Annotated in this window: 22 protein-coding genes; 18 read left to right on the top strand and 4 right to left on the bottom strand. The window is 60.9% G+C overall.

The genetic code is table 11. The features are described from left to right. The first annotated feature begins 90 nt into the window (after positions 1-90). The gene (gene meaB / locus BLQ98_RS11195) at positions 91-1062 is read left to right on the top strand and encodes a methylmalonyl Co-A mutase-associated GTPase MeaB (RefSeq protein ID WP_093733426.1); all 972 of its coding nucleotides are present in this window, start codon (positions 91-93) and stop codon (positions 1060-1062) included. Here the strand turns inward: meaB and BLQ98_RS11190 are convergent. From BLQ98_RS11190 to fsa, 3 genes are all read right to left on the bottom strand, one after another. Next, positions 1059-2006: a tyrosine recombinase XerC gene (locus tag BLQ98_RS11190; RefSeq protein WP_093733398.1), complete on the bottom strand. Its 948-nt coding sequence runs from the start codon at positions 2004-2006 to the stop codon at positions 1059-1061. The genes meaB and BLQ98_RS11190 overlap by 4 nt on opposite strands. Further along, entirely contained in the window at positions 2003-2710 is a 708-nt protein-coding gene (locus BLQ98_RS11185; RefSeq protein WP_093733397.1) for a DUF484 family protein, read from the bottom strand. Before BLQ98_RS11185 ends, BLQ98_RS11190 begins: the two co-directional genes overlap by 4 nt. Positions 2711-2960: 250 nt before the next feature. Further along, positions 2961-3614 (bottom strand): fructose-6-phosphate aldolase, encoded by a 654-nt coding sequence (gene fsa, locus BLQ98_RS11180; protein WP_037943306.1) that lies wholly within the window; start codon positions 3612-3614, stop codon positions 2961-2963. A 118-nt stretch (positions 3615-3732) separates the two neighbouring features. Between fsa and BLQ98_RS11175 the strand changes: the two genes are divergently transcribed. The 4 genes from BLQ98_RS11175 (at position 3733) to BLQ98_RS11160 (ending at position 8693) form a co-directional block, all read left to right on the top strand. Next, positions 3733-5928 (top strand): primosomal protein N', encoded by a 2196-nt coding sequence (locus BLQ98_RS11175; protein ID WP_093733396.1) that lies wholly within the window; start codon positions 3733-3735, stop codon positions 5926-5928. A gap of 143 nt (positions 5929-6071) precedes the next feature. Then, positions 6072-7304 carry an MFS transporter gene (locus tag BLQ98_RS11170; protein WP_093733395.1) on the top strand — a complete coding sequence of 411 codons (1233 nt, stop codon included), beginning with the start codon at positions 6072-6074 and terminating at the stop codon, positions 7302-7304. Positions 7305-7363: 59 nt separating this feature from the next. Then, positions 7364-8236, top strand: coding sequence for a 50S ribosomal protein L11 methyltransferase (locus BLQ98_RS11165; RefSeq protein ID WP_093733394.1), 873 nt, complete (start codon positions 7364-7366; stop codon positions 8234-8236). 109 nt (positions 8237-8345) lie between these two features. After that, positions 8346-8693, top strand: a complete 348-nt coding sequence (locus BLQ98_RS11160) for a hypothetical protein (RefSeq protein ID WP_093733393.1) — start codon at positions 8346-8348, stop codon at positions 8691-8693. Between the two features lie 133 nt (positions 8694-8826). Here the strand turns inward: BLQ98_RS11160 and BLQ98_RS11155 are convergent, their stop codons facing one another. Beyond that, positions 8827-9045, bottom strand: a complete 219-nt coding sequence (locus BLQ98_RS11155; protein WP_093733392.1) for a DUF1127 domain-containing protein — start codon at positions 9043-9045, stop codon at positions 8827-8829. A gap of 329 nt (positions 9046-9374) precedes the next feature. Here BLQ98_RS11155 and ruvC point away from each other — a divergent pair, with 329 nt between their 5' ends. The 13 genes from ruvC (at position 9375) to ftsH (ending at position 21207) form a co-directional block, all read left to right on the top strand. After that, positions 9375-9881 (top strand): crossover junction endodeoxyribonuclease RuvC, encoded by a 507-nt coding sequence (ruvC, locus tag BLQ98_RS11150; protein ID WP_093733391.1) that lies wholly within the window; start codon positions 9375-9377, stop codon positions 9879-9881. Next, positions 9878-10543, top strand: coding sequence for a Holliday junction branch migration protein RuvA (ruvA, locus tag BLQ98_RS11145; protein WP_093733390.1), 666 nt, complete (start codon positions 9878-9880; stop codon positions 10541-10543). The genes ruvC and ruvA overlap by 4 nt, the downstream gene beginning before the upstream one ends. A 49-nt stretch (positions 10544-10592) precedes the next feature. Continuing rightward, on the top strand, positions 10593-11612 hold the full coding sequence (ruvB, locus tag BLQ98_RS11140; protein ID WP_093733425.1) for a Holliday junction branch migration DNA helicase RuvB: 1020 nt from the start codon (positions 10593-10595) through the stop codon (positions 11610-11612). A 47-nt stretch (positions 11613-11659) separates the two neighbouring features. Beyond that, on the top strand, positions 11660-12283 hold the full coding sequence (locus BLQ98_RS11135) for a hypothetical protein (protein WP_093733389.1): 624 nt from the start codon (positions 11660-11662) through the stop codon (positions 12281-12283). Then, positions 12280-12666, top strand: coding sequence for a tol-pal system-associated acyl-CoA thioesterase (gene ybgC / locus BLQ98_RS11130; RefSeq protein ID WP_093733388.1), 387 nt, complete (start codon positions 12280-12282; stop codon positions 12664-12666). Before BLQ98_RS11135 ends, ybgC begins: the two co-directional genes overlap by 4 nt. A gap of 132 nt (positions 12667-12798) precedes the next feature. Further along, the gene (tolQ, locus tag BLQ98_RS11125; RefSeq protein ID WP_093733387.1) at positions 12799-13494 is read left to right on the top strand and encodes a protein TolQ; all 696 of its coding nucleotides are present in this window, start codon (positions 12799-12801) and stop codon (positions 13492-13494) included. 3 nt (positions 13495-13497) lie between these two features. Then, the gene (tolR, locus tag BLQ98_RS11120; protein WP_093733386.1) at positions 13498-13977 is read left to right on the top strand and encodes a protein TolR; all 480 of its coding nucleotides are present in this window, start codon (positions 13498-13500) and stop codon (positions 13975-13977) included. A 2-nt stretch (positions 13978-13979) separates the two neighbouring features. Beyond that, on the top strand, positions 13980-15125 hold the full coding sequence (locus BLQ98_RS11115) for an energy transducer TonB (protein ID WP_093733385.1): 1146 nt from the start codon (positions 13980-13982) through the stop codon (positions 15123-15125). Continuing rightward, entirely contained in the window at positions 15122-16444 is a 1323-nt protein-coding gene (gene tolB / locus BLQ98_RS11110; RefSeq protein WP_093733384.1) for a Tol-Pal system beta propeller repeat protein TolB, read from the top strand. Before BLQ98_RS11115 ends, tolB begins: the two co-directional genes overlap by 4 nt. Before the next feature lie 99 nt (positions 16445-16543). Then, positions 16544-17068 carry a peptidoglycan-associated lipoprotein Pal gene (gene pal, locus BLQ98_RS11105; protein WP_093733383.1) on the top strand — a complete coding sequence of 175 codons (525 nt, stop codon included), beginning with the start codon at positions 16544-16546 and terminating at the stop codon, positions 17066-17068. Between the two features lie 28 nt (positions 17069-17096). After that, positions 17097-17948, top strand: a complete 852-nt coding sequence (gene ybgF, locus BLQ98_RS11100; RefSeq protein ID WP_093733382.1) for a tol-pal system protein YbgF — start codon at positions 17097-17099, stop codon at positions 17946-17948. A gap of 4 nt (positions 17949-17952) precedes the next feature. Further along, positions 17953-19212, top strand: a complete 1260-nt coding sequence (gene tilS / locus BLQ98_RS11095; RefSeq protein WP_093733424.1) for a tRNA lysidine(34) synthetase TilS — start codon at positions 17953-17955, stop codon at positions 19210-19212. Between the two features lie 78 nt (positions 19213-19290). Next, the gene (gene ftsH, locus BLQ98_RS11090; RefSeq protein WP_093733381.1) at positions 19291-21207 is read left to right on the top strand and encodes an ATP-dependent zinc metalloprotease FtsH; all 1917 of its coding nucleotides are present in this window, start codon (positions 19291-19293) and stop codon (positions 21205-21207) included. Positions 21208-21222 lie beyond the last annotated feature (15 nt).

Here is a 21222-nt window from a genome sequence, read left to right as displayed (position 1 = left end):
CGCGGCGGGGCCAAGGGCCGGCCTGCGGTCTGGACATTTGCGCCTGTGGGATTGAAAACATGGGGCAAGAGGCGCGAGGGGGCAGAACCTATGAACATCGATGATTTGACCAAGGGCATAGCAGCAGGCGAACGCCGTGCGTTGGCACGGGGGATCACGCTGGTCGAATCCGGGCGTGACGATCACCGCGCACAGGCAACGGAACTGCTCGCAGCTTTGCCAAAAGGACGCGAGGCGCTGCGGATTGGTCTTTCGGGCACGCCGGGGGTGGGGAAATCCACTTTTATCGAAAGCTTTGGCATGATGCTGATCCGGCGCGGGCTTAAGGTGGCTGTGCTGGCGATCGACCCGTCCTCTTCGCGGTCCGGCGGGTCGATATTAGGGGATAAGACCCGCATGGATCTCTTGTCACGCGAGCGCGATGCTTTCATCCGCCCGTCGCCCAGCCAGACTCATTTGGGCGGCGTTGCCCGCCGCACCCGCGAGGCGGTGACCCTCTGCGAGGCAGCCGGCTTTGACGTGGTCCTGATCGAAACGGTCGGCGTCGGCCAGTCCGAGACTGTTGTGGCCGAAATGTCAGATGTGTTCTTGCTGTTGCTGGCCCCCGCTGGCGGGGACGAACTTCAAGGTGTCAAGCGTGGCATCATGGAGATGGCGGATATCATCGTGATCAACAAAGCCGATGGGGACCTGAAACCCGCCGCGTCGCGCACCTGCGCCGATTATGCCGGTGCCCTGCGCTTGCTGCGCAAACGGCCTCAAGATCCCAAGGGATTTCCCAAAGCGATGATGGTCTCTGCGTTACAGGAAAACGGGCTAAACGAAGCGTGGGCAGAGGTCGAGACGCTGACAGATTGGCGGCGTGCCCAGGGGTTCTGGCAGCACGCCCGTGCCGCTCAGGCGCGCTATTGGTTCGAGCAGGCGGTAAAACAAGCGTTGTTGGCGCAGTTGGAAAAGCCAAAAGCCAAGGCCGCGCTGACCGAGCTGAGCGACCGTGTGGCGCAGGGACTGGCCGACCCGACCAAAGCGGCGCAGGATTTCGTCACCCAGCTGGATCGTTAATTGCCGCCGCCCGCCTTGGGGTGGGCGCGGTTGTAGACATCCATCAAGCGGGCGGTATCAACGGCGGTATAGGCTTGGGTGGTGGAGAGCGACGCGTGGCCCAAAAGCTCTTGGATCGCACGCAAATCGCCGCCCGCATCCAGCAGATGCGTGGCAAAGCTGTGGCGCAGCGCATGGGGTGTGGCGCTGGTGGGCAGGCCAAGCTGCATCCGGGCATCGGCCATGACTTGCGAAATTGCCCGCGCTGCCAAGGGGCCGCCACGCACCGCGCGAAACAACGGCGCATCGCGTTCGCGACCGTAGGGGCAGACCTGCAGATAGGCGTCCACCGCATCGCGTGCTGCGGGCAGGACAGGCACCACCCGTTCCTTGCCCCCCTTGCCGACGATGCGCAGTACCTCGGGCAGGGGCGCGTCGGCACCCCTGAGGCCAAGCGCCTCGGATATGCGCAGCCCGCAGCCCCACAGCAGCGTCAGCACGGCCACATCCCGCGCGGCCACCCACGCATGGCGCGATTGCATTTCAACGCTGTCGATCATCGCTTGCGCCGCATCAATCGCCAGCGGACGCGGGAGCTTTTTTGGGAATTTCGGTGATCTGGTCGACAGCACGGCGGTGGGCTCGAACCCCTCACGCTCTGCCAGCCAGCGGTAGAAAGCTTTGACCGCCGACAGTTTGCGGGCCATCGACCGCGGTCCGACATCGGCGCTGCGCGTCTGCGCCATCCAAGCGCGCATGTCTGTGATGGTGATCTTTGACAGCGCGCCCAGACCTTGGCTGTCGCCTTTGTGCAGGGTCATGAAAGCGAGGAAATCGATCAAATCTCCCCGATAGGCAGTAATCGTATTTTCAGCCGCGCCCTTGAGCGCGCGCTGATGGTCCAGCCAGTTTTGCAGGGCGTCCCGCGCGGCGGGGCTGATCAAAAGCGCGTTTGCCCCGCTCAAGACAGCCAGCGGCGCATTGTCCGCTCGAACACGCCGGCGAAGAACCCCAGCAGGTCGGTGCCTTGTTGCGGGCTGAACATATGGGGGTCTTCCGACCCGAGGATCAGCAGGCCCGGCAAACGGCCCGCACCAAAGTTCAGCTTGAGGCAGGCTTCGGACCGGATCCAGTCGGCAGATCCGCCGTAGATATGTTCGGGGCTGTGCTGGACACCGCGCAAGGTAACCTGACGCACCGTGCCGCCGCGCCCGTGCGACAGGTAGTCGTCAACAAACCCGGGTTCGGCGACGTTCAGCACATCGCCCAAACGCTTGATCGCGGGATCATCGTCATTCTCGGCAGATTCCAGCACCAGCCGCACAGCGTCGACTCGCAGGATATCGGCAACCTCGCCCCCGAGATCCTTGAGGAAGGGTTCGAAATCTACAGGGTCAAGCATGCGCAGGATCGCGCGGTGAATCTGGTTGGTCCCCGCAAGGTTCTCATAGGCCGCGGCGATCACGTTGCGGTGTGTGTCCTCAAGCCGGTCCAGACGGGTTTCCAGCCGGTCCATGGCGATGCCGCGCAGATCGACGATATTGCCCCCCATCGCGCGTTCATTCGCGGCGATCAGGGCCTGCATCACGTCGTTGTCGTCAAGGATGACGTCGGGCTGTGAAATAATCGCTTCCCGAAGGGAATCTTCGATTTTGTGGTTACTGCTCATGCGGGTCTCTTTTTATATTTGGCACTGACATAGCATGCGCGTCAGGCTAAATCTGCTTTTTTCTTTTGGTATAGGGGTGGTATTTCGGCGTCAAACCGCCCGTTTGCGATGCAACGGCGGGGCGGAGGCAAGGCAGCGTCGGCGCGGCTTTGATCCGGGGCGCATGTGGCACTGCCGCGTGACATGCGGGGTGGGGTGGGCACGCGCAGAAGTGTGGCGCGTACCCCTTTGTCTGGGCTTGATCAGGCGATCATAGGATGTTCTGACCTGTCTTTGCCCAGTCAGCCATAAAGGTCTCAAGACCCTTGTCTGTCAGCGGGTGCGACGCCAGTTTCTTGATCACTTCTGGCGGGGCGGTCATGACATCGGCACCGATACGCGCGGCATCCAGCACGTGGTTCACTGTGCGGATCGACGCGGCAAGGATTTCGGTTTCAAAGCCGTAGTTATCATAGATGGTGCGGATGTCCTGGATCAGGTCCATACCGTCAAGGTTGATATCATCCAAACGCCCGATGAACGGAGAGATGAATGTCGCACCCGCTTTGGCGGCGATCAACGCTTGGTTTGCCGAGAAGCAGAGCGTGACGTTAACCATCTTACCCTCGTCCGAAAGCACTTTGCACGCTTTCAGGCCGTCCCAGGTCAGGGGCAGTTTTACGGTGATGTTCTCAGCGATCTCGGCCAACTTGCGGCCTTCGGCGATCATGTCGTCCGCTTTGGTGGCGACAACTTCGGCAGAGACGGGGCCGTCGACCAGATCACAGATCTCTTTTGTGACTTCCAGAATGTTGCGGCCGGATTTCAGGATCAGCGACGGGTTTGTTGTTACCCCGTCTACCATGCCCAGATCGTTCAGCTCGGCGATGGCATCGATTTCGGCGGTATCTACGAAGAATTTCATGTTACGTCCTTCAGGTTGGAATAGGCAGCAGGAATGGCTATGTCTGTCGCCTAGGGCTTTAGCGCATCATCCGACAAGCTGGAACCCTAATTCCCGTAACCCCGGCCCGGAGCAGTTGGTGAAACCGCCAGAATTTTTTCATGCAAACGAGCTGGTGGCCGTGATGACCACCCAGCCACTGGGCCGTGCGCTGGATTACAAGGCGCCTGAAGGCGGCTGCCATATGGGGGCGTTCGTCGAGGTCCCGCTGGGTCCGCGCAAGGTGATCGGTGTTGTCTGGGGCGCTGGGCAGGGGGACTATGAGCTGTCCAAAATACGGTCGGTGATCCGCGTGCTCGATGCGGCCCCCATGCGCGAAGAACTGCGCAGTTTTTTGACTCGCGCTGCCGCATATACGCTGACGCCGATGCCCGCGATGCTGCGGCTGGCGACGCGTGCGCCGGGGTTGGGTGACCCGCCATCGATGCGCAAAATTTACCGGCGCGGCGAGGGGGATCCTGACCGGATGACCGACGCGCGCCGTCGCGTGTTGGAAACTCTGGCGGAGTATGGCGATCTGTCCTTCACGCTAAAGGAACTGGCCGAGATGTCGGGGGTAACGGCGTCGGTGATCAAGGGCCTGGTGACCCAAGGTGCAGTGCTGGAACAGGACAGCCCGCGCGATTTGCCGTTCATGCGCATGGACCCGAGCTTGCCCAGCAAAGAGCTGACAGACGATCAGGCCTCGGCCTCGGCGCTGCTGGCGGCGGGGGTGGCCTCGGGCAAATACGGGACCACCTTGCTGCGCGGTGTGACTGGATCGGGCAAAACCGAAGTCTATCTGGAGGCCGTGGCCGCCGCGCTAAAGTCCGGCAGGCAGGCCTTGGTGCTGCTGCCGGAAATTGCGCTGACTGAGCAGTTCTTGCACCGTGTGCAGGCGCGGTTTGGCGCGAAACCTGCCGAGTGGCATTCGGGTGCCACCATGACAGAGCGGCGTCGCATCTGGAAAATGGTCGGGCAGGGGCAGGCTCAGGTGGTGATTGGCGCGCGCTCGGCGCTGTTTTTGCCGTTCCAGAACCTTGGTCTGATCGTTGTCGATGAGGAACATGACACCTCGTACAAGCAAGAAGAGGGCGTGCTGTATAACGCCCGTGACATGGCCGTTCTGCGCGCGTCGATCTGCGGGGCGCAGGTGGTGCTTGCCTCGGCTACACCGTCGTTGGAAAGCTGGGCCAACGCCGAGGCTGGGAAATATACGCGGGTCGAGCTGACGTCGCGCTTTGGGCCGGCGGTGATGCCAACGATGGGCGCGATTGATATGCGAAGCGAAGGCCTGCCGAGCGACAAATGGGTGTCGCCCACGTTGAAGGTCGAGGTCGACAAGCGGCTGGAACGGGGCGAACAGGCAATGCTGTTCATCAACCGCCGCGGCTATGCGCCGGTGACCCTGTGCCGCGCCTGCGGGCATCAAATAGGCTGCGATCATTGCGATGCGCGGATGGTCGAACATCGCTACCTCAAACGACTGGTCTGCCACCAATGCGGCGAAAGCAAATCCATGCCCGAGGCCTGCCCGTCGTGCGAGCTTGAAGGCAAGCTCGCCGCGGTTGGTCCGGGGGTGGAGCGGTTGGGCGAAGAGGCCGCAGCGCTTTGGCCAGAGGCGCGGGTCGCGACGTTGAGTTCGGATATGTACGGATCGGCCCGCGCGCTGAAGGCCGAGATCGCGGGGATTGCTGACGGGGCGGCGGATATCATCATCGGCACGCAGCTGGTCGCCAAGGGGCACAACTTTCCCAACCTCACGCTGGTCGGGGTGATCGACGCCGATTTGGGCCTGATGGGGTCGGACCTGCGCGCGGCAGAACGGACCTATCAGCTGATGCGGCAGGTCGCGGGGCGTGCCGGACGGGCAGAGGCCCCGGGCACCGCGCTGTTGCAGACGTTTCAGCCCGACCATCCCGTGATCCGTGCTATCCTTGTGGGCGACGAAGAGGGCTTTTGGAAAGCCGAAGCCGGAGAGCGACGTCACGCGGGCGTGCCGCCCTATGGCCGAATGGCGGGGATTATCCTGAGCGGGCCGGATGTCGCGGCGCTGTTCGATGCGGGCAACCAGTTGGCGCGGCAAGATGGGCCGCTGCGTGCCGTCGGGGCGCAGGTCTATGGGCCGGCCCCCGCGCCGATTGCACGGGTGCGCGGGCGCCACCGCGTGCGGCTGCTGGTCAAAGCCGAGAAGACCGCCCCCTTGCAAGAGGCGCTGGCGAAATGGGTCGCACAGCTGCGGTTGAAGAACGACGTGCGCATCGCTGTCGACATTGACCCGCAGAGTTTTTACTAGGCGCGGCTCTTTCTTGCCCGATGGGCAAGACTGCCTTCGGCGAGGATTTTGGGCCATTTGGAAGCTGCCGTTGCTGACGGCGTCCGGCCGGGCTGGGTGATTTGATCTCGTCAAGGGGTGGGAACAGGGGTAAGGAAATGCCCATGACCCAATATGTGACCCTTGAAGATGCCAAGCATCAGCCGTTCTGGCGACGCCCTGTGGCGCTGCTGTTCCTCATGGCGTTGGCCATGCCAATTGCGTTCAATACGTGGTCGGCGCTGTTGAATAACTTTGTGATCGAAGTCGCGGCGTTTGATGGCTCGGACATCGGGTTGTTGCATACAGTGCGCGAGATTCCGGGCTTTCTGGCGGTCGGAGTGATTGCGCTCATCCTCTTTGTACGCGAACAGGTTCTGGGGCTGGTGTCGTTGGTGCTGCTGGGGGTCGCGACGGCGCTGACCGCGTGGTTCCCGTCGATGGGCGGTATCCTGACCATCACGATGCTGAGCTCTATCGGGTTTCACTATTACGAAACGGTAAACCAGTCGCTGCAGCTACAATGGCTGAAGATCGAGGATGCGCCGCGGATGATCGGCTGGCTGATGGCGGCGGGATCGGCGGCGACGCTTGTGGCCTATCTGGCGATCATGGGCCTGTGGGAGACGTTGTCGCTGTCTTATAACATCGTCTATCTGATCGGCGGCGGCGTGACGGCGGTGATCGCGCTGGTGGCGCTGGTGGCTTATCCTCAGTTCGAGGCCCCGACACCGCAGATCAAGAAGATGGTGCTGCGCAAACGGTACTGGCTTTATTATGCGCTGCAATTCATGTCGGGCGCGCGGCGACAGATCTTTGTCGTTTTTGCGGGTTTCATGATGGTCGAACGGTTCGGGTTTGATGTGCACGAGATCACCATGCTGTATCTGATCAACCTGATCGCCAATATGATTTTTGCCCCGCTGATGGGCCGTGCGGTCGGTTTCTTTGGCGAGCGCCGCACGCTGAGCTTTGAATACATCGGGCTGATCATGGTGTTTTTGGCTTATGGTGGTGTCTATTATCTGGGGTGGGGCGTGGTGGTGGCTGCGACCCTTTATGTGCTGGATCACATGTTCTTTGCACTGGCGCTGGCGCTCAAGACCTATTTTCAGAAGATTGCCGACCCTGCCGATATCGCGCCTACGGCGGCGGTGGCCTTTACCATCAACCATATCGCGGCGGTGTTCCTGCCTGTGGGGCTGGGGTTGCTGTGGCTGATCTCGCCCGCGGCGGTGTTTTTCCTTGCGGCGGGGATGGCGCTGGTGTCGCTGTTGCTGTCGCTGATGATCCCGCGCCATCCCGTGCCGGGCCACGAGACGATCTTTTCCAATCCGCTGCCGGCCCCGGCCGAGTAGCATCCCCTGACATAGCCGGACGTCGCGCGGCGATATCGGCGATCCTGACGGAGTTTCCCATGCCAACATTCACAGCTTTGACGACCCTTGAAGGACGCAAGCCCGCCTATGCATTGGGCGATGCGATGGAACGGCTGGTGCCGGAACCCACCGGTGTCGGCGTTTTCGAGATGGAAGACGGCTCGGGCCTGTGGGAAGTCGGTGGCTATTTCGAGGAAAGCCCGGATGAGACAGCGCTGGCGGTGCTGGCGGCCTCTATGGGGGCGAAGGAATTTGTCGTGTCAGAGCTGCCGGAAACCGACTGGGTCGCCCATGTGCGCCGCGAGCTGTCGCCGGTCGAGGCGGGGCGGTTCTTTGTTTACGGCAGCCATGACGCGGACAAGGTGCCCGAAGGTTGCGAGCCGCTGTTGATCGAAGCGGCGATGGCGTTTGGCACCGGGCACCACGGCACGACGTTGGGCTGTTTGCGGGCGTTGGACCGGCTGGCGAACGGCGGCATGGTCGGGCGGAACGTGGCGGATATCGGCTGCGGGACGGCGGTTCTGGCCATGGCGGCGGCACGCATCTGGCCGAACCCGGTGTTGGCCAGCGATATTGATGAGGTCGCAGTGGACGTGGCCCGCGCCAACGCTGCCGCGAATAATCTGACCGACCGTCTGATCTGCGTCGAGGCGGCGGGGTTTGACCATCCCGAACTGGCCTCACGCGCGCCCTTCGATCTGGTGTTCGCCAATATCCTAAAAGGGCCGCTGGTAGCACTGGCCCCCGATATGGCCGAGGCGCTGGCCCCCGAGGGCTATGCGATTCTATCTGGCATTTTAAATGAACAGGCTGACGACGTAGTCGAGGTTTATGCACAATCCGGCATCAATCTGGTCAACCGCGAGGTGATTGGCGACTGGACCACGCTGACTGTCCAGAAAATGCCATAATCGTTGTCAATTTTCGCCACGAACAAGGTCGAAATGCAGAGAATTTGACACATTCTTGCTTTATTGTGATCCTGCGAGAGGTGGGGGCCTTTAGCAAATAGAGGCTGCCATGGTTGATGCTCGTCAACAATTTGGATCACGCGTAAAGAGTTTAGAGAGTAAGAAAATCAGGCTCGCTCAGGGCTATTACACCACCATTCGTGCCGACGGGCTGGTGGTCGCGCATCCGGCGCGGCGCGGCCTTCGGGTGCCGACCAAACTGCTGGTTGGGCTGGTGGTACTTTTCGTCTGCTTCAAAGGGTTTGTTTTGGCGGCCATCGGCCCCACGACCTATGATGTGCGTCTGGCGACATTGGCGCAGGGCACAATTGTCGAACAGGCGGGGGCGTGGGTTCTGCAGGCCGATCCGGTGACGCAAGCGTTGGCGCGTAAACTGGGCCCGGTCTTTCGCGGATAGGATCCCTGGGGGACGGTGATCTGCACCGTCGTGTTTCAGTGACGTAAAATATAGAAAGCCACGCAGATCATTCAGATGTGCGTGGCTTGTGCTTTGGGTTGGCAGCCCCTTGGGCGCAATCAGTCATCGAACCTTAGCGGATAAAGTGGTTCAGTGCGACGCGTTCGATGTCACCACGGACCAGACCGATATCGTCGAGCTCACGGTCGGACAGAGCGGACAAAGCATTGCGTGTCACACGGGCATCGTTCCATTTGGTCAGGTTGCCAGCAACATCACCAAGACGCGCGAAAAATCGATTTACAGCAGCGGCGGTGCCGTAGGTGGTTGGGGTATTATAGTAAACAGCCATGAGAGCCATCCTTGAATAAAGAAAGCCGGATTATCCGGCGGTGTGCTGTGCAATTAGGCAGAATAAAAACACTTCACAACACCCACCGGCGCATGTGTGTCCTGCGTTTGCTGCATAGCAGCATTTGGCGGTTTCGCGCCTATAGATAAGGGGTTTGGGCCCATGCGAAGGTAGGTCGTTTTCGACGATCCGAGCGTCGCTAACCGCCGCAAAATCGCGGCTTCTGGTCCAATTGTGACTTTTGTGTGGCGATGTGCAAAACCCTTGGTGGATGTTCGCGTTTCGTGCTACTGCCTTGGCAAAACAAAATACGTGAGGATAATGGGCACATGATACGGGTAATCGGCATTGATCCGGGGTTGCGCAATATGGGCTGGGGCGTGATCGACGTCGCCGGAAGCCGGGTTACGCATGTTGCAAATGGCATTTGCCAGTCCGAAGGGGCTGAGCTTGCCGCGCGCCTGCTGTCGCTGCACGCGCAGTTGACCCGCGTCATGGTGACCTACCGTCCCGGTTCTGCCGCGGTGGAACAGACGTTTGTGAATAAAGACGGCGCGGGGACGCTCAAGCTGGGGCAGGCGCGGGGGATCGCGATGCTGGTGCCCGCACAGGCGGGGCTGGCTGTGGGTGAATATGCGCCGAACACGGTCAAGAAAACAGTCGTTGGGGTTGGTCACGCGGATAAGGGGCAGGTGCTTCATATGGTGCGCATGCAGCTTCCAGGGGCAGAAATCGCGGGACCGGACGCGGCGGATGCATTGGCGATTGCGATTTGTCACGCGCATCATGGTGGGGCCAGCACGCTGGCGCAGGCCGTCGCAAGGGCAAGCGCATGATTGGCAAGATCACAGGACGCATCGACTACCGCGCGCCGGACCATCTGCTGATTGATGTGCGCGGTGTGGGCTATCTGGTGTATTGTTCAGACCGGACGATGGCCGCGTTGCCCGGCGTGGGCGAGGTCGTAGCCCTGTTCACCGATCTTGTGGTCCGCGAAGACCTCATGCAGCTTTTCGGCTTTCAAACCTTGGTGGAAAAAGAATGGCACCGGCTGCTGACCTCTGTTCAGGGGGTGGGGGCGAAAGCGTCCTTGGCCATTCTGGGCGCGCTCGGGCCAGACGGGGTCAGCCGTGCGATTGCGCTTGGCGACTGGAACGCGGTCAAAGTGGCCAAGGGCGTCGGCCCCAAGATCGCGCAGCGCGTGGTGCTTGATCTCAAGGACAAGGCCCCCGGTGTGATGGCGATGACCGGCACGCTGGCAGAGGCACATGGCGAGGTAGAGGCGACCGAGGTGACCGAACCGGCGTCACCCAAACGTCGCCCGGTCGCCCCGCCCAACCAGTCCGCCCAGTCAGAGGCGCTGTCGGCGCTTGGCAATCTGGGCTATGGGCCGGGGGATGCAGCAGGGGCGGTGGCGCAAGCCGCCGGAGAGATGCCAGAGGCCGAGACGCCGCAGCTGATCCGCGCAGCGTTGAAACTGCTTGCCCCCAAAGGATAGGATGCGCATAGGCGCGTGGCCGCCCTGATGAATTTTGCTTGGATATTTGATGATCGACAGTGACCCAACTTTGCGGCCGGACCCGCTGCCCGGTGATTTTGACCGCGCCCTGCGCCCGCAGATGCTGGATGAATTCGTCGGTCAGGCAGAGGCGCGGGCGAACCTCAAGGTGTTCATTCAGTCGGCCAAGCAGCGCGGCGAGGCGATGGATCACACGCTGTTCCACGGCCCGCCCGGTCTGGGCAAGACGACGTTGGCGCAGATCATGGCGCGCGAGCTGGGGGTCGGCTTTCGGATGACCTCTGGACCTGTGCTGGCCAAGGCGGGCGATCTGGCGGCGATCCTGACCAATCTCGAGGCCCGCGATGTCTTGTTCATCGACGAAATCCACCGTCTGAACCCAGCCGTTGAAGAGGTGCTGTACCCCGCGCTGGAAGACTTTGAACTAGACCTAGTGATAGGCGAGGGCCCCGCCGCGCGCACCGTGCGGATCGAGCTGCAGCCCTTTACGCTGGTCGGGGCGACGACGCGGATGGGTCTGTTGACCACGCCGCTGCGCGACCGTTTCGGCATTCCCACGCGTTTGCAGTTCTATACCGAGGATGAATTGTTCATCATCGTGGACCGCAACGCCCGCAAGCTGGGGGCCCCTGCCGATGAGGGCGGCGCACGCGAGATTGCCAAACGCGCCCGTGGCACGCCGCGCATCGCGGGCCGGCTGCTGCGCCGCGTCGTGGATTTCGCCGTGGTCGAGGGCGATGGTCGTGTCACACGCGAGCTTGCCGATATGGCGCTGACGCGTTTGGGGGTCGATCAGCTGGGGCTGGACGGCGCGGACCGCCGTTATTTGCGCCTGATCGCCGAAAATTATCAGGGCGGTCCGGTCGGGATCGAGACGATGTCGGCAGCGCTATCTGAATCGCGCGACGCGCTCGAAGAGGTGATCGAGCCCTTTCTGCTTCAGCAAGGCCTGATCCAGCGGACCCCGCGGGGCCGGATGCTGGCGCAGAAGGCCTGGACGCATCTGGGGATGGCCCCGCCCAAGCCGCGGGCGGATTTGTTTGGCTGAGGGCGGGAATGCCTTCGGCGAGGATTTAAGACCATTTGGAAGTTGAGATGACACCACAAGAGATCGAAGCGCTGTTTACCCGAAGCGACGACACCTACGCCTTTGCCCGGTGGGGCCGCCCCTTGGCGCCTGTCGTGTTTGGCGTTGATGATACGACGCTGATCGTGGTCAAAAGCGCGATAGAGGCGACATGCCAGCTGGCGGGGCATAGCATGTCCGAAACGGATCCGGAGCTTGGTAGCAATCTGATGATGTTCTTCTTTAAGGAGTGGTCAGAGCTGACAGAGGTCCCTGATCTTGACCGGCTGGTCCCCGACCTTACCCCCTTGGTCCAAAAGCTGGAAGCGGCGGGGGCCAATCAATACCGTCTGTTCCGATTTGACGAGGCGGGAGCGATCAAGGCCTGTTTCGTTTTCCTGCGCATGGATGCCCAGCTGAGCGCGATGCCGGCGCAGGCTCTGGCGCTTGGGCAGATCGTGCAATCGTTTGTGCTTTGGTCTGATGCCGCGTTTCGTGAGGCATCGCCGCTGGCGCTGCACGAAGGGGCAACGATCCTGAAGCCCGAGATCGCAGCGCTGTTGCGCGCAGCATATGACCCTGTGATGCCTGCTGTGGCACAGGACCCGTCCCACGCATTGCGCCTGTTCGCCCGGATCGGAGCCGCACAGTGACCCACCATCTGCCCATTCGCGTTTACTATGAAGATACCGACATGGCGGGGATCGTCTATTACGCGAACTACCTGCGCTATATAGAACGGGCGCGCAGTGATTGGGTGCGCGAGATGGGGATCGACCAGCTGGCGATGAAGGCCGAAGGTGTGGTCTTTGCTGTGCGACGGGTAGAAGGCGACTATATCCAGCCCGCCGTCTTTGATGACATGCTGAATGTCGTGACGTGGCCCACGTCGATCACGCCCGCACGCATGGTCATGCAGCAAGAGGTCAAACGCGGCGATGTGGTCCTGTTTCGGGCGGTGGTCACGATCGTTTGTATCGCGGCCTCCGGTAAACCCTGTCGGTTGCCAGCGAAACTTCGCTCAATCCCTGTCTAGCCGGCGGATAGCCCCCATAATCCTAGCAATAGATGTTGCCTTCGGCTAAGCTTGTGCCAAATAGCGCCTTGGAAAACAGGGCCGTTGAGGCAGATGAAGCCCCTAAGGGGCGCAACGAAAAGAGCAGGACCGATGGAAGCAGAAACGCTGGCGGCGGCGAGCGAGATTGATTTCTCGCTCTTGGGCCTATTTCTCCGCGCGACAATTACCGTAAAACTCGTGATGATCATGTTGATCGCTGCGTCCTTCTGGTCGTGGTCGATCATTGTCCAGAAGATGATCCAGTATCGCCATGCCAAAGCCGAAGCCGAACGGTTCGATCAGGCGTTCTGGTCGGGCGAACCTTTGGATGGGCTTTATGACACAATCGGTTCGAACCCCGATGGGGCTGCCGAAAAGATTTTCGCCGCCGGTATGACGGAATGGCGTCGGTCGCATCGCGAGGATGGCGGGCTGATCCCCGGTGCCACCGCGCGGATCGACCGCAGCATGGACGTGGCCATCGCCAAAGAAGCAGAGCGTCTGCAAAAAGGCTTGCCCGTGTTGGCAACCACAGGGTCCACTGCGCCGTTCATCGGTCTGTTCGGGACCGTGTTCGGGATCATGAACTCCTTTATCGAGATCGCAGCACAACAAAATACCAGTCTTGTTGTCGTCGCCCCCGGTATCGCCGAGGCATTGCTGGCCACGGGGATCGGCCTTTTGGCAGCTATTCCGGCGGTTATTTTCTACAATAAGTTGAGCGCGGATTCAGACCGCATTCTGGGCGGCTACGAAGCTTTTGCCGATGAATTTGCCACCATTCTTAGCCGTCAGCTGGATAGCTGAGCCATGGCAGGTGGTGTGATGAAAAAACAAGGCGGGGGTGGCCGTGGCCGCCGTCGCGGTCGGGCGCAGCCGATGGCAGAGATTAACATCACGCCGTTTGTTGACGTGATGTTGGTGCTCTTGATTATCTTTATGGTCGCGGCGCCTTTGTTGACGGTCGGTGTGCCGGTTGAACTGCCCAAGACGGCGGCAACGGCCCTGCCGTCCGAGCAGGAGGAGCCTTTAACGGTGACCGTTCTCGCGGACGGCTCTGTGCAGATACAGAAGACCGAAACCGGCCGCGATGATCTGGTGTCCAAGCTGCGTGCCATTTCGGCAGAGCGTGCCAGCGACCGCGTGTTTCTGCGGGCTGACGGGACTGTGCCTTATGCGTCGATCATGGAAGTCATGGGCGCGTTGAACGCAGGTGGCTTTAGCAACATTGGTCTGGTCACTGAAACCGGCGGACCAAAGTTGGACGGCACAGGCGCGTCAGGCGGGTAAGTATGCACAAGGGGCATTACATCTCTGGCGCGGGTCACCTGGGGCTCATTGGCTGGCTGTTGCTGGGTAATATTTTTACCTCGCGCACCGAACCTGTGGAGATGCCGGAAGTTTCGGTCATTTCGGCCGCGCAATATGACGAGATGGTCGCTGCAGCGCAGTCTGCGCAGGCAGAGGCAGCAGCGAAGCCTGCGCCCGAACCCGAACCTGCACCCGAGCCGGAACCCACCCCTGAACCCGAGCCGGAGCCTGCGCCCGAACCAGAGCCCGTGCCGGAACCCGTCGCGCCGCCGCCCTCTGAAGAGGTGAGCGAGCAGGCACCGGAACTGCCCGAGCCGCCGGCAGATGTCGCCGTTCTCGCACCTGAAGAGGCCCCCGTCGCCGTGCCGCGCCCCGTAGAGCGTGTGGCCCCTGAACCCGTCGAGGCTCCGGATCCCGAGGCACGCACCGATGAAGTTCTGCGCGAAGCGGCGACACCGGACGCACCGGCAGAGAAGGTCGTGGAAGAAGCGCAAGAAGCCACCGCTCCCGAGGAGGCGACGACACAGATCGTGACCGAAGCCGCGGAAGCACCTAAAGCGTCGCCGAATCAATCGGCCCGCCCACCCGCACGTCGCCCGACACCACCCGCGCCGCAGGTGGCGGAGAAACCTGTCGAGACGCCGAAGCCAGAAACGCCCAAGCCTGCAACCCCAAAACCGGAAACGCCTAAGCCCGAGGCCCCCAAGCCCGAGCCGACAACGGACAAAGACGCCGTGGCGGCAGCGCTCGCAGAAGCCATGGGCACACCTGACGCGTCACCCGCGCCGTCGGCCCCATCCGGTCCGCCCTTGTCTGCGGGCGAGAAGGAATCGCTGCGCGTGGCGGTATCTTCGTGCTGGAACGTCGGTTCGCTTTCCTCGGAGGCATTGCGCACTACTGTTGTGGTAAGCGTCGCCATGAATCAGGATGGCACGCCACAGACCAATTCGATCAAGCTGACCAGCAGTTCAGGCGGGGCGCAGGGGGCCGCCGATCAGGCATTCGAAGCTGCACGGCGGGCGATTATCCGCTGTGGTGCGCGCGGCTACCAGCTTCCTGTAGAAAAATTCGGTCAATGGCAGAATATTGAGATGACCTTTAATCCTGAAAGGATGCGCATCAAATGATTGTACGAATTCTGAGCATATGTCTCGCGCTTATCGGCGGTGTTGCCTCGGTTGCGCAGGCGCAGGACGGACCTTTGCGGATCGAGATTACCGAAGGTGTCATTGAACCCTTGCCCTTTGCCGTGCCCAGCTTTCAGCCCGAAAGCGGTGACGCAGGGCAGATGGCGGTCGATCTGGCGCGTGTCGTGTCCGAGGATCTTGTTGGCTCCGGTCTGTTCCGCGAAGTGCCAGCCAGCGCCTATATTTCGACCGTGAGCGATTTTAACGCGCCAATCCAATACGCCGACTGGAAGGCGATCAACGCGCAAGCGCTGATCACCGGTGCCGTCAGCGTGTCGGGCAATACGCTGAACGTGAAGTTCCGTTTGTATGATGTGTTTTCCGGTGCCGAACTGGGATCGGGTCTGCAATTTGCGGGGACTGTCGATGGCTGGCGCAGGATGGCGCATAAGGTGGCGGACGCTGTCTATTCGCGCATCACCGGCGAGGGCGGCTATTTCGACAGCCGCGTCGTCTATGTCTCGGAAACGGGCCCCAAGGATGACCGCGCGAAACGTCTGGCTGTAATGGATTATGATGGGGCCAATGTGCGCTATCTGACGGACAGCTCGTCCATCGTGCTGGCACCGCGGTTCTCGCCGTCGGGGGATCGTATTTTGTACACCAGCTATGAAAGCGGCTTTCCGCGGATCTATGTGTTGGACATCGGATCGGTGCAGCGCCGCGTGCTGGAAAGCGCCGAAGGCACCATGAGCTTTGCGCCGCGGTTCTCTCCGTCCGGGAATACCGTGGTCTATTCGCTGACCCAAGGCGGGAACACGGATATCTTTACGATGGATATCGGCACCGGCCAATCGACCCGTCTGACCAATACGCCCGCGATTGAAACCGCACCCAGCTATTCGCCCGACGGCAGCCGGATTGTGTTCGAGAGCGATCGTTCCGGGTCGCAGCAGCTTTACGTCATGCCTGCGTCAGGCGGGGAGGCGACGCGGATCTCGTTCGGCGAAGGGCGGTATGGCACGCCGGTCTGGTCGCCGCGCGGCGATCTGGTGGCCTTTACCAAGCAGAACAAGGGCCGGTTCCACATTGGTGTGATGCGTTTGGACGGGTCCGAGGAACGTCTGCTGACCGCGTCCTTCCTGGATGAGGGCCCGACATGGGCACCAAACGGACGGGTCATTATGTTTGCGCGCGAAACCCAAGGGGCAGGCGGAGCGTCGTCGCTGTATTCGGTCGATATCTCTGGCCGGAACCTCAAGCCTGTGCGCACCCAAGAGGGCGGCTCCGATCCATCTTGGTCGCCGCTTCAGAAGTAAAAATGAGCCATAGTGCCTTGGTGTTTCCCAATGCCAAGGCGCTGTGGTACCACCGTCACAACTGACACACAAAATGCTATCGTCAAAAAGGCAAAGTCCATGAACCGCATTCTTACCGCAACTCTATTGATCGCAGCCCTGGCCGTTTCGGCCTGTACCAACCCTGACCGCTTTGGTGCGGACGGCATGAACAACGGGGCCGCGAACGGCGCGGGCCTCAACGGGGGCATCGTTCCTGGCAGCGTGAACGACCCTGCGTCCACCGCATATTTCCAACAAGCCATCGGTGACCGCGTCTTGTTCTTGATCGACCAATCTACCCTGACCCCCGAAGGACAGGCGACGCTGGACGGTCAGGCCGCTTGGTTGAACACCAACACCGACTATCAGGCCGTGATCGAAGGTCACGCGGACGAGCAGGGCACGCGGGAATACAACCTTGCGCTTGGGGCACGCCGGGCCAATGCTGCGCGCGAATATTTGCTCTCTCGCGGGATCGCAGCCAGCCGTCTGCGCGTTGTAAGCTATGGTAAGGAACGTCCGATCGAGATTTGTTCGAACGAGGCCTGCTATGCCAAGAACCGTCGGGCCGTGACCGTACTTGCGGGCGGTCTGACCAGCTAAGTCGTCTACGTTAGGTTAGGAATTTAATATGCGGTTTGCTTTGATTGTCGCGCTTGGGCTGGCCTTTGGGCCGGTGACAGCGCAAGCGCAGGACGCGCAGACTTTGGCGGATGTGCGTCAGGAACTGACTGTGCTGAACGTCGAGGTGCAAAAACTGCGCCGGGAACTTTCTACTAGTGGCAGCGCAAGCGTTGCGGTTACGGGTGGATCGGTGCTTGAGCGTGTCAACGCAATGGAAAGCGAACTGCAACGCCTGACCTCTAAAACAGAAGAGCTGGAAAACCAGATTAACCGGGTGGTCACAGATGGGACCAACCGGATCGGTGATCTGGAATTCCGGCTCGTCGAACTAGAAGGCGGTGACGTCGGGAACCTTGGTCAGACCTCTACCCTTGGCGGGGGCGAGATGCCTGCGACTATGGCACCGGCCACGCCCGTGCCGGCACCGGTTGATCCTTTGACCTCCAACTCTACCACAACCAACACCGCGGAACTTGCTGTCGGTGAGAAAACAGACTTTGAGCGGGCGAAGGCGGCGCTCGCTGACGGTGACTTTCGCACCGCCGCGGACCAGTTTGCGGCCTTTAATCAGACCTACCCAGGCGGGCCGCTAGGCCCCGAGGCCGATCTGCGGCGCGGCGATGCTTTGGACGGGTTAGGCGACACGCGCGAAGCTGCTCGGGCCTATCTTGCGAGCTTTAGCACCGATCCAAACGGCCCCGTCGCGGCAGAGGCGCTGTACCAGCTTGGCAGTTCCCTTGGCGCATTGGGTCAAACCCAAGAAGCCTGTGTTACGCTTGGCGAAGTCGCGTCCCGTTTCCCAACGAGCCCCTTCGTCGCCCAAGCCCAATCCGAACGCAGCGTGCTTGCCTGCCAGTGATCTTATGACTGTCGGGTTGGCGGAAAGGATCGCCGCCAGCTTTGATCCCGCGCCGCCCGCCGCCCTTGGTGTGGCGGTGTCGGGGGGCGGCGATTCAATTGCGCTTTTGCATCTGTTGCATGACTATGCTGCCCCGCGGGGCATTCCCCTTTTCGCGGCCACTGTCGACCACGGCCTGCGCCCCGAAGCCGCCGCAGAGGCCGCGATGGTTGCCGATCAATGCGACGCGCTTGGCGTTTCCCATGAAACACTGCGGTGGTCAGATTGGGACGGCAGCGGAAATCTCCAGAACGAAGCCCGCAAAGCTCGGTACCAGCTGCTGGCTGATTGGGCGCGTGGGCATGGTATCGGTGCCGTTTGCATCGGCCACACGGCTGACGATCAGGCCGAGACATTCGTGATGCGTTTGGGCCGACGTGCAGGGGTCGACGGGTTGTCGGGGATGCCTGCCGTCTTTGACCGCCACGGCATGCGCTGGCACAGGCCCCTTTTGGACGCACGGCGGGATGATTTGCGCGATTTTCTCAGGCAGCGCGGGATCGCGTGGGCTGAAGACCCAAGCAATGAAGACGACAGTTACGCGCGGGTCCGCATCCGCAAGGCGCTTGCCGTATTAACCGAATTGGGCGTTGATTCTGCAGCACTCGCTGATGTCTCGGGTAACCTTTCGGATGCCCGCAGGGCGCTTGATGTGCAGATGTGCGCCGCTGCACGTGCCCTTGCCACAATAGAGTGTGGCGCGGTGGCAATCGAATGGCAGGGTTTGCGCGACCTTCCAACAGAGACCCGCCGCCGTCTGGTCACGCATGCTATCGCTTGGGTCAACGGGGCACCCTACGCCCCCCGCAGCAGCGCCTTGGCCGACGTGATGGCAGCGCTTTTGGCAGCAGGGGCGGCGACGGTACAGGGCTGCGAATTGCGCTTAAAGGGCGATAAACTTTGGATTTTCAGAGAGTTGCAGGTTGTGCGTGCGCTCAGTTGCCCTGCTAATACGCTTTGGGATGGGCGCTGGCGCATGAAGCCTTGCACGGGCATGTCATCCCCTACGGACCAGACCATCATTAGGCCCTTAGGTGCAGAAGGGTTGCACCACTTTGCGAATTGGCGCGATCTGGCGGTGCCGCGAGGGGTGCTATTGTCCTCTCCGGCGGTGTGGCAGGGCGTGGAACTGGTCGCTGCCCCCCTTGTCGGTGGGTCGCAAAACTGGCAAGCAGTGCTCGAACGCGGTGAAGATGCTTTTTTCGCCGCACATATGACGCATTGAACATGTGCCGATCGTGTCTATCTTACAGACATAGGGCGCTGTGTTTGGTGCCGTCCCCCGGATGTAGGAGACTTTCCTTTGGGTAATATGCGCAATCTCGCCTTTTGGGTTGTATTGATGCTTTTGGTTTTGGCGCTGTTCAACCTGTTCAGCGGTTCGACTGGCGGGATGCAAAGCCGCGAAATCAGCTATTCTGAATTTGTGACCGCTGTAGAGGCAGGCGATGTGCGCAACGTCACGCTAGATGGCGAACAAGTTCGTTTCCGCCGTGCCGATGGCAGTGACTATGTCACGATCCGGCCCGAAGACGCCGAAGTCACCAGCCTGCTGATGTCCAAGGACATTCCCGTGCGCGCCGAACCCCAGCAACAGTCCGGTTTCCAGACATTCCTGATGTCGCTGTTGCCGATCCTTCTGCTGATCGGTGTATGGATCTATTTCATGAACCGCATGCAAGGCGGCGGCAAAGGTGGGGCGATGGGCTTTGGCAAGTCCAAGGCCAAGATGCTGACCGAAAAGCATGGTCGCGTGACCTTTGACGACGTTGCGGGCATCGACGAAGCCAAAGAAGAGCTGGAAGAGATCGTTGAATTCCTGCGCAACCCGCAAAAGTTCAGCCGTTTGGGCGGCAAGATCCCCAAAGGTGCCTTGCTCGAGGGCCCTCCCGGTACCGGTAAAACACTGCTGGCACGCGCGATTGCGGGTGAGGCGGGTGTGCCGTTCTTCACCATCTCTGGTTCTGACTTTGTCGAGATGTTCGTCGGTGTCGGTGCCTCCCGCGTGCGCGACATGTTCGAACAGGCCAAGAAAAACGCACCGTGTATCGTTTTCATCGACGAAATCGATGCCGTGGGCCGGTCCCGTGGCGCGGGCTACGGTGGTGGCAACGACGAGCGCGAACAGACATTGAACCAGCTGCTGGTTGAAATGGACGGCTTTGAGGCGAACGAAGGCGTGATCATCATCGCCGCGACCAACCGCAAAGACGTGCTGGACCCTGCCTTGCTGCGTCCGGGACGCTTTGACCGTCAGGTCACCGTGGGCAACCCTGACATCAAGGGTCGCGAAAAGATTCTTGGGGTGCACGCTCGCAAAACCCCGCTGGGGCCTGATGTGGACCTGCGCATTATCGCACGCGGCACGCCCGGCTTCTCTGGTGCCGATCTGGCGAACCTTGTGAACGAGGCCGCCCTGACCGCGGCACGCGTGGGTCGTCGCTTTGTCGCGATGATGGATTTCGAATCCGCCAAAGACAAGATCATGATGGGGGCGGAACGCCGCTCTATGGTCCTGACGCAGGACCAGAAGGAAAAGACCGCCTACCACGAAGCCGGTCACGCCATCGTCGGGATCAAGCTGCCGAAATGTGACCCTGTCTATAAGGCCACGATCATTCCGCGTGGCGGTGCTTTGGGCATGGTGATGAGCCTTCCCGAAATGGACAAGCTACAGATGTTCAAGGACGAAGCCGAACAAAAGATCGCCATGACCATGGCGGGCAAAGCGGCAGAAATCTTCAAGTACGGCGCTGAGACTGTCTCCTCCGGCCCGATGGGCGATATCATGCAGGCCAGCCAACTGGCACGCGGCATGGTGATGCGTATGGGCATGTCGGACAAGGTCGGGAACATCGACTATTCCGAAGCAGCAGCCGGTTATCAGGCCAATGGCGGCGCAGGTGGGTTCAGCGTTTCTGCGGCCACCAAGGAACTGATCGAATCCGAAGTGAAGCGCATCATCGACGAAGGTTACGACCGTGCCTTTAAAATGATCACTGACCATGAGGAAGAATTCGAACGTCTGGCACAAGGCTTGCTGGAATACGAAACCCTTACCGGCGAAGAGATCAAACGCGTCATGGAAGGCAAACCGCCGCAAGACCCCGACGGCGACGACACCAGCGGCATGGACAAGCCAAGCCTGACCGCGATCCCCAAGGCCAAAGGCAAGAAGACGCCTCCGCCAAGCGGGATGGAGCCTGAGCCAAGCGTTTGACACTTTCGCGCTGAG

It is taken from the genome of Sulfitobacter litoralis (genome assembly GCF_900103185.1).
GTDB classification, from domain to species: Bacteria; Pseudomonadota; Alphaproteobacteria; order Rhodobacterales; family Rhodobacteraceae; genus Sulfitobacter; species Sulfitobacter litoralis.
This window is presented reverse-complemented; position numbering and strand designations above follow the sequence as displayed.

Excerpts from the sequence above, each read along its gene's own strand:
- meaB (WP_093733426.1), top strand. The coding sequence starts at position 91 with ATGAACATCGATGATTTGACCAAGGGCATAGCAGCAGGCGAACGCCGT.
- tolR (WP_093733386.1), top strand. The coding sequence starts at position 13,498 with ATGGCAGGTGGTGTGATGAAAAAACAAGGCGGGGGTGGCCGTGGCCGC.
- tilS (WP_093733424.1), top strand. The coding sequence starts at position 17,953 with ATGACTGTCGGGTTGGCGGAAAGGATCGCCGCCAGCTTTGATCCCGCG.
- pal (WP_093733383.1), top strand. The coding sequence starts at position 16,544 with ATGAACCGCATTCTTACCGCAACTCTATTGATCGCAGCCCTGGCCGTT.
- BLQ98_RS11185 (WP_093733397.1), bottom strand. The coding sequence starts at position 2,710 with ATGAGCAGTAACCACAAAATCGAAGATTCCCTTCGGGAAGCGATTATT.
- BLQ98_RS11155 (WP_093733392.1), bottom strand. The coding sequence starts at position 9,045 with ATGGCTGTTTACTATAATACCCCAACCACCTACGGCACCGCCGCTGCT.
- BLQ98_RS11170 (WP_093733395.1), top strand. The coding sequence starts at position 6,072 with ATGACCCAATATGTGACCCTTGAAGATGCCAAGCATCAGCCGTTCTGG.
- ruvA (WP_093733390.1), top strand. The coding sequence starts at position 9,878 with ATGATTGGCAAGATCACAGGACGCATCGACTACCGCGCGCCGGACCAT.
- BLQ98_RS11160 (WP_093733393.1), top strand. The coding sequence starts at position 8,346 with ATGGTTGATGCTCGTCAACAATTTGGATCACGCGTAAAGAGTTTAGAG.
- ybgF (WP_093733382.1), top strand. The coding sequence starts at position 17,097 with ATGCGGTTTGCTTTGATTGTCGCGCTTGGGCTGGCCTTTGGGCCGGTG.
- tolQ (WP_093733387.1), top strand. The coding sequence starts at position 12,799 with ATGGAAGCAGAAACGCTGGCGGCGGCGAGCGAGATTGATTTCTCGCTC.
- ruvC (WP_093733391.1), top strand. The coding sequence starts at position 9,375 with ATGATACGGGTAATCGGCATTGATCCGGGGTTGCGCAATATGGGCTGG.
- ruvB (WP_093733425.1), top strand. The coding sequence starts at position 10,593 with ATGATCGACAGTGACCCAACTTTGCGGCCGGACCCGCTGCCCGGTGAT.
- BLQ98_RS11165 (WP_093733394.1), top strand. The coding sequence starts at position 7,364 with ATGCCAACATTCACAGCTTTGACGACCCTTGAAGGACGCAAGCCCGCC.
- BLQ98_RS11115 (WP_093733385.1), top strand. The coding sequence starts at position 13,980 with ATGCACAAGGGGCATTACATCTCTGGCGCGGGTCACCTGGGGCTCATT.
- fsa (WP_037943306.1), bottom strand. The coding sequence starts at position 3,614 with ATGAAATTCTTCGTAGATACCGCCGAAATCGATGCCATCGCCGAGCTG.
- BLQ98_RS11135 (WP_093733389.1), top strand. The coding sequence starts at position 11,660 with ATGACACCACAAGAGATCGAAGCGCTGTTTACCCGAAGCGACGACACC.
- tolB (WP_093733384.1), top strand. The coding sequence starts at position 15,122 with ATGATTGTACGAATTCTGAGCATATGTCTCGCGCTTATCGGCGGTGTT.